Genomic DNA, 13796 nt, shown 5'->3' on the forward strand with positions numbered 1-13796 from the left:
CGACGCGGCGCCGGCCGCCGCGGAGCGCGCCGACGCGCCGGGATCCGCGGTCGCGCCGCGCTCCCGCCGGCTGCACCACCGCATCGGGCAGGACGAGCTGCGCCTGCTCGAGGCCGCGGCGCGCGCCCGCGGGCTGACGGTGGCCGCCGTGCTCGCGACCGCGTTCGCCGAGGTCGTCGCCGCCTGGTCGGCCGAGGCCCGCTTCCTCCTCAACCTCCCCGTGCTCGACCGCGGCGACGAGGAGGGGCTGGAGCTGCTCGTCGGCGAGTTCAGCACCTCGATCCTCCTCGACGTCGACCTCTCGGAGGAGCGGTCGTTCCGCGACGACGCGCGGCGGATCCAGCAGGGCGTCCGCGAGGCCGTCGCGCACGCGGGCTACGGCGGCGTCGACGTGCTCCGCGACCTCGCGCGCCGCGACGGCGGGAGCCCCGTGCTGGCCCCGGTCGTGTACACGAGCGCGATCGGGCTGGGCGAGCTGTACGACGCGCCCATCCGCCGCGCGCTCGGGGAGCCGGTCTGGATCATCTCCCAGGGCCCGCAGGTGTGGCTCGACGCGCAGGTCACCGAGCTCGAGGGCGGGCTGCTCGTCAACTGGGACGTGCGGGTCGACATCCTCGAGGAGCCGGCGATGGAGGCCGCGTTCCAGGCGTACCGCGGGCTCGTCGACGGCCTGGTGCACGAGCGGCCGGGCGCGTGGGACCTCCCGGCGCTCGCGGTCCCCGCCCCGGACGACGTGCGGGCCCGGCTCGCGCGCGAGCGGCCGGCGCCGGCGCCCGATGCCGGCGGCGCCCTCCTGCACTCCGCGTTCCTCGCGCGGGCGGCGGAGGATCCCGGCCGCACGGCGCTCGTCGCATCGGACGGCCGCGCGGTCGCGTACGGCGAGCTGGCGGAGCACGCGCGCCGGGTCGCCGGGCTGCTGCGCGCGGAGGGCGTCGGCCCCGGCGCGACCGTGGCGATCACCGCGCCGGCCGGCCCCGATCGCGTCGCCGCCGTGCTCGGCGTGCTGCTCGCCGGCGCCTGCTACGCGCCCGTCGGCCCGGACCAGCCGCCCGCGCGCCGCGCCGCGATCCTCGGGAGCGGGATCGACTGCGTCCTCGCCGACGACGACCTGGTCGGCGTCTCCGCGGCGGCCGTCGGCGCGCACGGCCCGTCCGTGCTCGCGCTGGGCGCCGCCCGCGATGCCGTGGCGCTGGCGGATCCCGTCGCCGTGGCCCCCGACTCCCCCGCCTACCTGCTCTTCACGTCGGGATCCACCGGTCGGCCGAAGGGCGTGGAGGTCCCGCACCGGGCCGTCGTCGCCACCCTCCGCTCCCTCGCGGTCGTAGCGCCCCTCGGCCGGGACGACCGCACCATCGCGCTCTCCGCGCTCGACTTCGACCTCTCCGTCTACGACCTGTTCGCGGCGCTCTCGGTGGGCGCCGCCGTCGTCGTCCCCGCCGAGCACGAGCGCCGCGACGCCGACCGCTGGCGCGAGCTGGTGCGGGCGCACGGCGTCACGGTCTGGAACACCGTGCCGGCGCTCCTCGACATGCTGCTCACCGCGACCGCCGACGGGCCGCTGCCCCTCCGGCTCGTGCTGCTCGGCGGCGACGTCGTGGGGGCGGATCTGCCCGGCCGGCTGGCCGCGTGCGCGCCCGCCGCGCGCCTCGTCGCGCTCGGCGGGATGACCGAGGCGACCATCCACTCCACCGTGCACGATGCGCGGCCGGGCGACGCGGCGGATCCGGCGTCGTCCGCGCGCGGCCTCCCCTGGGGCGACCCGCTGCCCGGCGTGCGCGTGCGGGTCGTGGACGAGCGCGGCCGCGACCGCCCCGACGGCGTGCCCGGCGAGCTGCTCGTGGGCGGGCACGCGCTGGCCTCGGGCTACCGCGGCGATGCCGAGCTCACCGCCGCCCGCTTCCCGACGATCGACGGCGAGCGCTGGTACCGCTCGGGCGACCGGGCCGCGTACCGCCGCGACGCGTCGGGGCGGCCGGTGCTCGAGTTCCTCGGCCGCGCGGACCACCAGCTGAAGATCCGCGGGCACCGCGTGGAGCCCGGCGAGGTGGAGGCGGCGCTCGCCTCGGCCCCGGGCGTGCAGCGCGCCGTCGTCGTCGCGGTCCAGGGCGCGCTCGCCGCGATGGTGGTGCCCGAGCCCGGCGCGGTCGTCGTCCCCGACGAGGTCGCGGCCCACGCGGGCGCCCTGCTCCCGCCGTCCATGGCGTGCGCGCGCGTGGTCGTGCGGGACGCGCTGCCGCTCACGGCCAACTGGAAGGTCGACCGGGCGCGCATCACCGCCGAGCTCGCCGAGCGGCCGGCCCCCGCGCCGCGCGTGGACGACGCCCCGCTGACGCCCGAGGAGCGGCTCGTCGCGCGCGTCTGGACCGGCCTGCTCGGCGCCCCGTGCGGACGCGCGGACTCCTTCTTCGCCGCGGGCGGCGACTCCCTCCAGGCGACCCGCAGCGTCGCCGCCCTCCGCGCCGCGGGCGCGGCCGACGCGAGCGTGGCCGCGCTCTTCCGGCACCCGGTGCTGGCCGACTTCGCGGCGACGCTGCACCTCACGGAACCGGAGCCCGCGGACGCGCGCGCCCGCATCGTGCCGGACCCCGCGCACGCCCACGACCCGTTCCCGCTCACCGACGTGCAGCGCGCGTACGCCGTGGGCCGCGACCCCCGCATCCCGCTCGGCGGCGTGGGCACCTACCACCACACCGAGTTCGACGGCCGGGGCCAGGACCTCGAACGCCTCGCCGCCGCGTTCGACGAGCTCGTGCGCCGCCACCCCACGCTCCGCACGGTCATCCACCCCGACGGCACCCAGCGCGTGCTCGAGGACGTGCCGCCGGTGCGCGTCGACGTGCGCGACGTGCCGGCCGACGCGGATCCGGATGCCGTGGCCCGCGAGCTCGCCGCGTTCCGGGAGCGCACGTCGCACCGCCGCCACGACCTCGCCGTCTGGCCGCTCTTCGACCTCGACGCCGTGCGCTACCCGGATGGCCGGGGCCGCACCCGCACGCGCATCGGGATCGGCCTCGACTACGCGGTCGTCGACGCGCTGTCGATCATGATCCTGTACACGGAGCTCGACCTCCTCGTGCGCGGGCTGCCGCTCCCGCCCGCCCCCGCCGAGCTGACCTTCCGCGACTGCGTGCTCCAGACCCGCCCGGATCCGGAGCGGCTGCGCGCCGACGAGGAGCACTGGCGCGCACGGCTCGCCGAGATGCCCGACGCCCCGCGGCTGCCGCTCGCCACGACGGATCCGGCCGCGCGCTTCACCCGCCGCGCGCACCGTTTCGACGCCGGGTGGTGGACCGCCTTCCGCGACCGCTGCCGGGCGGCCGGGCTCACGCCCACGAGCATGCTCGCGACCGCGTACGGCCACGTGCTCTCCCGCTGGACCGGGCAGCGCGACCTCACCATGACGCTCACGCTCTTCGACCGGCGCGACGTGCACCCCGACATGCCGCGCCTCGTCGGCGACTTCACCGGGCTGACGCTGCTCGACCACCGCGCCGCGGACTCCGCCGTGGAGGCGGCCCGCGGGCTCCAGGAGCGCCTCGCCGGCGACCTCGACCACCGCGAGGCGCCCGCGTCGTGGATCCTCCGGGAGCGGGCGCGCCTCCAGGGCACGGCCGTGGCGCCGGTGCCCGTCGTGTTCACGAGCGCGATCGGGGTCGGCGACGGCGGCAGCGCCGGCATCGGCCACGGCGTCTCGGCGGACGTGTCGGGGTCGTTCGGCGAGCGGATCCACGGCGTGTCCCAGTCCCCGCAGGTGCTCCTCGACGTGCAGGTGCTGGAGGACCACGGCGGGCTGCGGATCGACGCGGACGCCCGCGACGACGCGTTCCCGCCCGGCCTCGTCGAGGCCCTCGTCGCCGCCTACGTGGCCACGCTCGAGCACCTCGCCACGGCCGACTGGGACGCGCCGCTCCCCGCGGATCCGCCCGCCGACCAGGCGCGCGCCCGCGCCGCGGCGCCCGCGGCCCCCCGACCGGGCCGGCTCCTGCACGACGGCGTGCACGAGGCCGCGCTCCGGGCGCCCGACGCGCCCGCGCTCATCACGGGCACGGGCGCGTCGGCACGCGTCGTGACGCACGGGCAGCTCGCCGACCGCGCCCTCCGGATCGCCGGCGCGCTCCAGCGGCGCGGCCTCGGGCCGGGCGACCTCGTCGGCATCACGCTGCCGCGCGGCGCGGACCAGGCGGCGGCCGTCCTCGGCGTCCTCAGCGCGGGTGCCGCGTACGCGCCCATCGGCGTCGGCCAGCCTCCCGCCCGGCGGCGGGCGATCCACCGCGCGGCGGGCATCCGGCTGGTCATCGCCGACGACCCGGCCGCGGCGGGCGGCGACGCCCCCGACGCGCCCGCCCTCCTCCGCCCGGCCGACGCGGCCGCGGAGGAGCCGCTCGCCGCGCCGGTGCGGCCCCCCGTGTCCGCGCTCGCCTACGTCATCCACACCTCCGGCTCCACGGGCGAGCCCAAGGGCGTCGAGATCACGCACGACGCGGCGTGGTCGACGGTCGACGCGGTGGGCCGGATGCTCGACATGGGCCCGGCCGACCGGATCCTCGCCCTCTCCGCCCTCGACTTCGACCTCTCCGTCTTCGACGCGCTGGGCGTGCTCGGCGCGGGCGGCGCGCTCGTGATCCCCGAGGAGGGCGAGGAGCGCGACGCCCCGCGGTGGCTCGACCTGGTGCACGAGCACGCGGTCACGCTGTGGGACGCGGTGCCGATGCTGCTCGACATGCTCCTCGTCGCGGCCGACGACCGGCCGGGCCGCCTCGACACGCTGCGGGCGGCGCTCGTCTCGGGCGACCGCGTCGGCACCGACCTGCACGGGCGCCTGATCCGCGCGGCCGGGCCCGACACGCGCCTCGTCGCCCTGGGCGGCGCCACCGAGGCCGCCATCTGGTCGAACTCCTGGGAGGTGGACGGGCCGCTCGACGGCTGGGCGTCCGCGCCCTACGGCCGCCCGCTGCCCGACCAGGCGTTCCGCGTGCTCGACGCGAGCGGCCGGGACTGCCCCGACTGGGTGCCCGGCGAGCTCGTCATCGGCGGCCGGGGGCTCGCCCGCGGCTACCGCGGCGACCCGGCGCGCACATCCGCCGCGTTCGTCGAGATCGACGGCGGACGCTGGTACCGCACGGGCGACACCGGCCGGTACCGGCCCGGCGGGATCCTCGAGTTCCTCGGCCGCGCGGACCGGCAGGTGAAGCTCGGCGGGCACCGGATGGAGCTCGGCGAGATCGAGGCCGCCCACGCGGCCGCGCCCGGGATCCGGCGCGCGATCGCGCTCGTGGTCGACGCAGCCTCGGGTCGGCGGCACCTGCACGTGGCGATCGAGCCGGACGACGGGCACGACGCGGCCGCCGTGCTCGCCGCGGCGACCGCGACGGCCGCCGACCGGCTCCCCGCGTACGCGCTGCCGCGCCGCGTCCACCTCGTGGACGCGTGGCCGCTCACCGCCAACGGGAAGGTGGACGTCCGGGCGCTCGGGCGTGCGCTCGCGGATGCGGACGCCGAGGCCGATCCGGCGCGGCCCGACGCCGCGACCAGCACCGACGCCGACGCCGCCGCGCGCCCCGCCACGCCCGCCACCCCCACCGAGGCCGCCCTCGCCGAGCTCTGGTCCGGGATCCTCGGCACCCCGCCCGCCCCCGACGCCGGCTTCTTCGCCGCGGGCGGCGACAGCCTCGCCATGCTCCGGCTCGTGACCGCGGCCCAGCGCCGCTTCGGCGTCGACGCGGGCGTCCGCCGCTTCCTCGAGGAGCCGACCGTGCGGGCGTACGCCGCCTGCATCGACCGCCTCCTCGCCGCCCCCGCGACCGCCGCCCCCGCGACCACCACCCCCGCATCCGCCCCCGCGGACGCACCCGCCCGAACGCCGGCCCCGGCCGGCACCGACCTCTTCGAAAGCGGAGACCTGTGAACGCTGAACAGCTCATCGACGACCTCAACGCCCGCGGCGTCCGGCTCTGGGCGGAGGACGGGCGGATCCGGTTCCGCGGCCCGCTCGGCGTGATCGACGACGACCGGCGCGAGCTCATCCGCCGGCACCGCGACGACGTGCTCGCGATCCTCGACCGGCGGGCCGCGACGGGCGCGGACGACGCGGGCCCCGGCGAGGCGGCCCCGCGCGCCGACCCGGCCGCCGCGCACGACCCGTTCCCGCTCACCCCCGTGCAGACCGCCTACCTCCTCGGCCGCACCGACGCGTATCCGTACGGCGGCGTCGCGTGCACCGCCGACCTCGACCTGTCGTGGCCGGCGTCGACGGATCCCGCGCGCATCGTCGACGCGTGGATCCGCCTGGTCGCGCACCACGGCATGCTCCGCGCCGAGATCCACCCCGACGGCTCGCAGCGGGTGCTCGCCGACCCCGGCCCCGTCGAGGTGCCGGTGGACGACCTGCGCGGCCTCGGCACCGCCTCCATCGGGCACCGCCTCGACGCCGTGCGCGCCGAGCTCGCGCAGGGCACGGGCGGCGAGCCCGCCTGGCCGCGCGTGCGCGCCGTCGTGACCCGCGCCGACGACGCCGTGCGCCTGCACCTGGCGGTCGACCTGCTCGTGATCGACCACGCGAGCCTCCAGCTCGTGCTCGACCAGCTGCGCACGCTCGTCGAGGATCCGGCCGCCGAGCTGCCCGGATCGCCCGACGGCACCGGCTTCCGCGACTGCGTGCTGGCCCGGCGCGCGCTCACCGCGTCGGCCGCGTACGAGCGCGACCGCTCCTACTGGTGGCGCCGCCTCGACGACCTGCCGCCCGCGCCGGAGCTGCCGCTCGCGGACCACGACCCGATGGCCGCCCCCGCCCGGTTCCGCCGCCTGTCGGCCGTGCTCGACCCCGCCGCCGCCCGGCGCCTCGACCGTGCCGCCGCCGACGCCGGCGTGACCCCCACGGGCGTCCTGCTCGCGGCCTACGCCGAGACGATCGGCCGGTGGAGCCGCGGCGCGCGCTTCGTCCTCAACCTGCCCGTCTCCGAGCGCGGCGGTCTCGCCCCCGGCGCCGAGCACGTGGTGGGCGACTTCACGTCCGTCGAGCTGCTCGAGGTCGACCTCACGGAGGACCTGCCCGCCGTCGAGCGGATGCGGGCGCTCTCCGCCCGCCTGCTGGAGGACCTCGGCCACCCGCTCTGCGGCGGCACCGAACTGCTCGCCGAGCTCACCCGGCGACGCGGCGGCGACACGCGCGACGTGGCGCTCGCGCCCGTGGTCTTCACGAGCGCCCTCGCCGGCGACGCCGCGAACGCGCCCACGGGCGACGGCGGGCGGATCACCGCGGCCGTCACGCGCACGCCGCAGGTGTGGATCGACTGCCAGGCCCTGCGCGTGCCCGACGGCCTCCAGCTCAGCTGGGACGTGAGGGAGGGCGTGCTCGCCGACGGCGTGGCCGACGCCGCGTTCGGCGCCTTCATCGAGGCCGTGCGCGCCCTCGCCGACGACCCGGGCGCCTGGGACCGGCCGGTCGCCGTCGACCTGCCCGCCGACCAGCGCGCGCGGCGGATCCGGGTGGGCGACACCGGGGATCCGGTCGCCCCCGCGCTCGTGCACGAGCCGCTCCTCGCGGCGGCCGAGGCCCGGCCCGACGCGCCCGCGGTCATCGCCCCCGACCGCACGCTGACGCACGACGAGCTCGTACGGCGCGCGGCCGCCGTCGCCGCACGGCTCCGCTCCACCGGGCACCGCCGGGGCGACCGCGTGGCGATCGTGGCCGCGCGCGGCTGGGAGCAGGTCGTCGCCGTCGTCGGCGTGCTCCTCGCGGGCGGCGCCTACGTGCCCGTGGACGTGGCCCAGCCCCGGATCCGCCGCGACACCGTGCTCGCGGACGCCGGCATCCGGCAGGTGCTCACCCAGCAGGCCCTCGTCGGCGCGCCCGAGGACTGGCCCACAGGGATCGAGCGGATCGCGGTCGACGCGCTCGAGCCCGCCGCCACCCGGCCGGCCGCCGCCGCCGGGCGCGACGGCGTCGACCCGGGCGACCCCGCCTACGTCATCTACACGTCCGGATCCACGGGCACCCCCAAGGGCGCGATCCTCTCCCACCACGCTGCCCACAACACGCTCGTCGACATCCGCGAGCGCTTCGGCGTCGGCCCCGACGACCGCGTGCTCGCCCTCGCCGGCCTCGGCTTCGACCTGTCGGTCTTCGACGTGCTCGGCGTGCTCGGCGCCGGCGGCGCGCTGGTGCTGCCCGACCCGCGCCGGCGCGACGACCCGTCGCACTGGGCCGCGCTCATCGCCCGCCATCGCGTCACGCTCTGGAACTCCGTGCCCGCGCAGGCGCGCATGCTGCAGGACTACCGCGACGCGGTCGCGGCCACCGGCGGCGCGGCGGCGGGGGACGCCCCGAGCACGCTGCGGCTCGCGCTGCTCTCGGGCGACTGGATCCCCGTGACCCTGCCCGACGCCATGCGCGCCGGCCACCCGGAGCTCACGGTCGTAAGCCTCGGCGGCGCGACCGAGGCCGCCATCTGGTCGGTGCACCACGTGATCGACGAGGTCGACCGGCTGCTGCCGAGCATCCCGTACGGCACGCCCCTCCGCGGCCAGCGCCTGGCCGTCGTCGACCACCACGGGCGCGACCGGCCCGAGGGCGTGCCCGGCGAGATCCTCATCCGCGGCGCGGGCGTGGCGCTCGGCTACCTCGGCGACGCGGAGCGCACGCGGGAGCGCTTCGGCGTGGATCCCGCCACGGGCGACCGCGAGTACCGCACGGGCGACATCGGCCGCTACCTCCCCGACGGGAGCATCGAGCTCCTCGGGCGGGAGGACGCGCAGGTGAAGATCCGCGGCTACCGCATCGAGCTGGCGGAGATCCAGGCGGCGGTGCTCGCCCAGCCGGGCGTCGCCGACTGCGCCGTGCAGGTGGCCGAGGGGGCCGCGGGCCGCCACCTCGTCGGGATCGTGCAGCCCGAGCGGATCGCGCCGACGGAGGCGCCCGACGACGACGCCCCCGCCGGCGCCGCGCGCGCCGCCCTCGCGGTCGCCGCGGCCGATGTGGACACCGACGCCCTCGGCGCCTTCCTCGCCGGCTTCGACGAGCACGCGCTCCGGGTGATCGAGCGCACGCTCGCGGCGGCCGGCGCGCTCGTGGACCCGGCGATCCCCCTCACGGACGACGAGGTCGCCGGCCTCCTCGGCGCGAGCGACGCCCACCGGGTCGTGGTGCGCCGCTGGCTGCGCGCGCTCGCGCGACGCGGGCGCATCGAGCGCGACGACGACGGGCGTCACCGCGGCGCGCTCTCCGCGGATAAGGAGCGGGTCGCCCGCGCCTGGGCCCGGGTGGAGGAGGCCGAGCGGGAGATCGGCTGGAGCGCCGAGCTGCTCCGGCACGTGCAGGCGTCGAGCCTCGCGCTGGGGGACCTCGTGCGCGGCGACCTCGACATCGCGGAGCTGCTCTACCCGGGCGCCCCGAGCGACGCGATCGGCGCGGCCTACCGCGACAACCTCGGCGTGCGGCTGCTCACCGCGGCGCTGACAGCCGCGGTCGTCGCGCTCGCCGACCGGCACGACGCCCGCGGCCACGGGCCGGACGAGCCGCTTCGGATCCTCGAGGTGCGCGGCGGCGTGGGCGGCGCGGCCGACCAGCTGATCCCCGCCCTCGCGGGCCGCGCCGTCGAGTACGTCTTCACCGACCCCTCGATGTTCCACGTCGGCGAGGCGCGCGAGCGCCACCCCGACCGGCCCGGCGTGCGGTTCCAGGCCTTCGACCCGGCGGCCGACCCCCTGCCGCAGGGCCAGCGTCCGAACTCCTACGACGTCGTGATCTGCTCCAACGGCCTGCACGGCGTGCCCGACGTGCCCGCGGCGCTCCGGCGGCTGCAGGGGCTCCTCGCCCCGCACGGCCACCTCGCCGTGATCGAGAGCACGCGCGAGGACAACCCGCCGCTCATGATCGCCACCGACTTCATGGAGGTGCGCGCCGGCGGCCCGGCCGACGCCCGGCTCGCCGGCGACGCCCTGCTCTTCGAGGCCGCCGAGTGGCGGACGATGCTCGGCGACCTCGGCGCCCGCGGGATCCAGCAGGTGCCCGCCGACGAGGATCCGCTCTCCGGCCTCGGCCAGCACCTCCTGCTCGCGCAGGTGAAGGCCGACCGCGCGCCGCTCCGGGCCGCGTCGCTCCGCCGCCACGCCGCCGACCGGCTGCCGGAGTACATGGTGCCGCGCCGCTGGCAGGTGCTCGACGCGCTGCCGGTCACCGCGAACGGCAAGGTCGACCGGGCGGCCCTCGCCCGGCTCGCCGAGGACCAGGCACCGGCCGCCGCGGTCGCCGCCGGATCCGACGCGCCCCGCGACGACGTCGAGCGCCGCCTCCAGGAGCTGTGGGCGGAGCTGCTCGGCCGCCCCGGCATCGGCCGCGACGACGACTTCTTCGCGCTCGGCGGCGACTCGCTCCTCGTGGCGCGCCTCGTCGGGCGGATGCGCGAGCAGCTCCCCGAGGTCGTCGACCTCGAGTGGGACGTGGTGCTCCGCCACATGCTCCGCCGGCCCACGATCGCCGGGCTCGCCGGCTACGTGCGCCAGGCCGGGCAGGGCGCCGCGGGCGAGCGGGACGCCCCCGCGACGCCGGCCGTGAGCCTGCTCTCCGGATCCGGCCAGGGGCCCGCCACCGTGCTCGTCCACGCCGGGATCGGCACGATCATGCCGTACCGCGCGCTCATGACCGAGATCCGCCGCCGGTCCCGCGGCACCGGCTCGCTGTACGGCGTGGAGGTCCCCGACCTCGACGCGTTCCTCGACGCCGACCCGCACGGGCTCATCGACCGGATCGCCGCGGAGTACGCCCGCGAGCTCCTCGCCACCGGGATCCGCACCTTCCACGTCGTCGGCTACTGCCTCGGCGGCCTGGTCGCCACCGAGGTGGCGCGCGCGCTCACGGAGGCCGGCGCCGACGTGGCGTCGTTCACCGCGATCAGCAGCCACAGCCCCGCGTTCCGGCTCGACGACGAGATGGTGTCCGAGTACTCCTTCGCGATGATGATCGGCATCGACCCCGTCGACCTCGGCTTCCCCGCCGACCCGTGGCGCATCGCGGCGGCGGGCGCGCGGATCCTCGAGAAGACCCCCGGCGTCATGCCCGTGGACGGCTACGCGTCGCTCGACGGCGAGTTCGCCGACATCGGCCGCGCCTTCCTCGACCTGTCGCGCATCCCGCGCCGGGCCCGCATCGCCCGGATGTGCGAGGTCGTGCCGCCGGCGTCCGGCAGCTACACGCCGGAGCAGATGACGCGCTTCTTCCGCACCTTCCGGCAGAGCGTGTTCGCCATCACGCGCTACCGGCCGGATCCGTACGCGGGCGACATCACGTTCCTCCGGCACAGCGGCGCGTACCCGTTCCCGGGCAGCCGGGAGGCGGTGACCGACTACTGGGAGGAGCTGGCGCTCGGCGAGCTCGACATCGTCGACATCCCGGGCGACCACTACGACTGCCTGTCGGTGGAGCACGCGCCGCGCGTGCTGTCGATCCTCACGCGCGTCACGGGCGGGGCGGTGATCGCGTGATCGCGGTGCCGTCGACCCTCCCGCGCCTCACGCGCCGGGCGGTGATCGCGTGATCGCGGTGATCGGGGCATCCGGCGCCGTCGGGCGGCCCGCGGTGCTCGCCCTCCGCGCCCTGTCCGAGGAGCCGCTCCGGCTCGGCGGACGCCGCGCGGCGCCGCTCCGCGCGCTCGCGGAGGAGGCGGGCGGCGCGGTCGAGGCCGTGACCGTCGACCTGATGGACGACCACGCGCTCGCCCGCTTCTGCCGCGGGGCCGACGTGGTGGTGCACTGCGCCGCCCCTGCCTTCGCGTTCGGCGACCGGATCGCGGCCGCCGCGCTCGAGGCGGGCGCCGACTACGTGGACGTCTGCGGGGAGGAGCCCGTGCGCGCGGGCCTCGTCGCGCGCGGCCTCGCCGACGCCGCCGTCCGCGACGGCCGCCGGGCGGTCGTGTCGACGGGCGTGGTCCCGGGACTCTCCGGCCTCCTGCCGCGGCTCGCCGCCGAAGGTCTGCGCGGTCCGCTGCGGCTGCGCGGCTGGGTGGGCGGCATCGAGGCGTGCTCGCCGGGGGTCGCGCTCGACGTGCCGCTGTCGCTCGCGGCCGGCGGGCCCGGATCCACCGCGTACGGCACGCCGCTCGCCGCCTGGTCCGGCGGCCGGCGGGTCGAGCGCGCGCTCCGCGCCGAGGAGGACGCGACGGCGCCCTTCTTCCCGGGCCGGGTCGCGCTGCAGCCGTACCTCTCCGCCGAGACCGAGCGGATCGCGCGCGGGCGCGGCTTCGCGGAGGCCGAGTGGTGGAACGTGCACCCGGGCCCCGCCGTGCGCGACGCCCTCAACCGCCTGCCCGCGCTGCTCGCGGGCGCGGACGGCGCGGCGGCTGCCGCGGATGCGCTCATCCGCGCGGGCGACCTCGACCTGCTCGGCACCCGGCCCTTCCACGTGCTGGCCGTCTCCGTCTCCGGCACGGACGCCGACGGCGCTCCGGTCGAGCGGGCGATCGTGCTGCACAGCGACGACAGCTACGTGCTCGCGGGCCACCTCGCGGCCATCACCGTGCGGGAGATCCGCGCGGGCGCCGTGCCGCCGGGCGTCGGGTTCGCGCACGACGTGCTGGATCCGCAGCGCGTCCTCGACCTCGTCGCCGCGTCGGGCGCGAGCACCGTCACCCGCATCGACGACGCCGGCGACGCGGGCGAGATGGTGGAGGAGGACCTGTGACGGGCGACGCCGACGACCGCCCGCTGCGGATCGTCGTGTGCGGCACGGGCTTCGGCCGCATCCACCTCCGTGCCGTCGGGGCCGTGCCCGGGCTCCGGCTCGCCGGGATCCTCGCCCGCGGCGGCGAGGCGTCCCGCGCCCTCGCGGCGGCGCACGGCGTGCCGCTCTACACCGACGTCGCCGATCTGCCCGCCGACGTCGACGTGGCCTCGGTCGCCGTCGGATCCGCCGTGCAGGGCGGGCCCGGGACCGACCTCGTGCTCGCGCTCCTCGCCCGCGGGATCCACGTGCTGCAGGAGCACCCGGCCCACCCCGACGAGATCACCGCGGCCGCCCGCGCGGCGCGGAAGGCCGGCGTGCGCTACCGCCTCTCGACCCACTACCGGCACGTGCGCGCGACGCGCGGCTTCCTCGCGTCGGCCGCCCGGCTGCGCGCGCGGAGCCCGATCGTGCACGTGGACGCCGCCGGCCCCGTGCACCTGCTGCAGCCGCTGGTCGACGTCCTCGGCCTGGCGGTCGGCGGGCTCCGGCCGTGGGCGTTCGCGGATCCGGTCGAGCGCCCGCGCGAGCTGACCGCGCTGGAGGCCAGGCCGTCGCCGCTCACCGCGATCGAGGGCGTGGTCGGCGGCGTGCCGCTCTCGCTGCGGATCCACGACGAGCTGCACCCCGCCGATCGCGACAACCACGCGCTGCTCTGGCCGCGGATCGCGCTCGCCTCGGAGGCCGGGGTGCTGACGCTGGCGGACGTGCACGGGCCCGTCACCTGGAGCCCGGCCCTGTTCACCCGGCGCGACGCGGCCGGCCGGCTCGACCTCGACGGGGATCCCGCCCGGCGCTCCCTGCCGCGGCTCGCCTCCTGGCCGGACGAGCCCGCCCCGACCGCCGGCGACCTCTTCGACGACGTCTGGCCGGAGGCGGTCGCGCACGCGCTCGGGCTGCTCGTGGCGGAGATCCGCGCGGGCGACGGCGACGCCCTCCGCGCGGCGCAGGCGGACATCACCATGGCGCGCGCCTGGGTGGACCTCACGCGCCGCCTCGGCCCGCCGCGGAGCATCCGCCCGGGCGAGCCGCCGCGGGTGACGGCGGAGGCGATCCTGCCGGTGGCGGAGCCGCGACCGGCGGG

At 78.2% G+C, this 13796-nt stretch carries 3 protein-coding genes and 2 pseudogenes; all 5 read left to right on the plus strand.

Translation table 11 applies throughout. The annotated features are described in order from the left end of the window. A partial coding sequence (locus AWH51_RS11605; RefSeq protein ID WP_063072231.1) for a non-ribosomal peptide synthetase occupies positions 1–5905 on the plus strand: 5905 nt, incomplete at its 5' end. Then, positions 5902–7131 (plus strand): annotated as a pseudogene (locus AWH51_RS16640) (condensation domain-containing protein); the annotation flags it as partial. The gene AWH51_RS11605 and the pseudogene AWH51_RS16640, both read left to right, overlap by 4 nt. Before the next feature lie 423 nt (positions 7132–7554). Then, positions 7555–11478 (plus strand): annotated as a pseudogene (locus AWH51_RS11610) (amino acid adenylation domain-containing protein); the annotation flags it as partial. Between the two features lie 58 nt (positions 11479–11536). Further along, positions 11537–12673: a saccharopine dehydrogenase NADP-binding domain-containing protein gene (locus AWH51_RS11615; protein ID WP_254654554.1), complete on the plus strand. Its 1137-nt coding sequence runs from the start codon at positions 11537–11539 to the stop codon at positions 12671–12673. Continuing rightward, a partial coding sequence (locus AWH51_RS11620) for a Gfo/Idh/MocA family oxidoreductase (protein WP_175345519.1) occupies positions 12670–13796 on the plus strand: 1127 nt, incomplete at its 3' end. The genes AWH51_RS11615 and AWH51_RS11620, both read left to right, overlap by 4 nt.

This window comes from Clavibacter tessellarius (assembly GCF_001618005.1).
GTDB classification, from domain to species: domain Bacteria; phylum Actinomycetota; class Actinomycetes; order Actinomycetales; family Microbacteriaceae; genus Clavibacter; species Clavibacter tessellarius_A.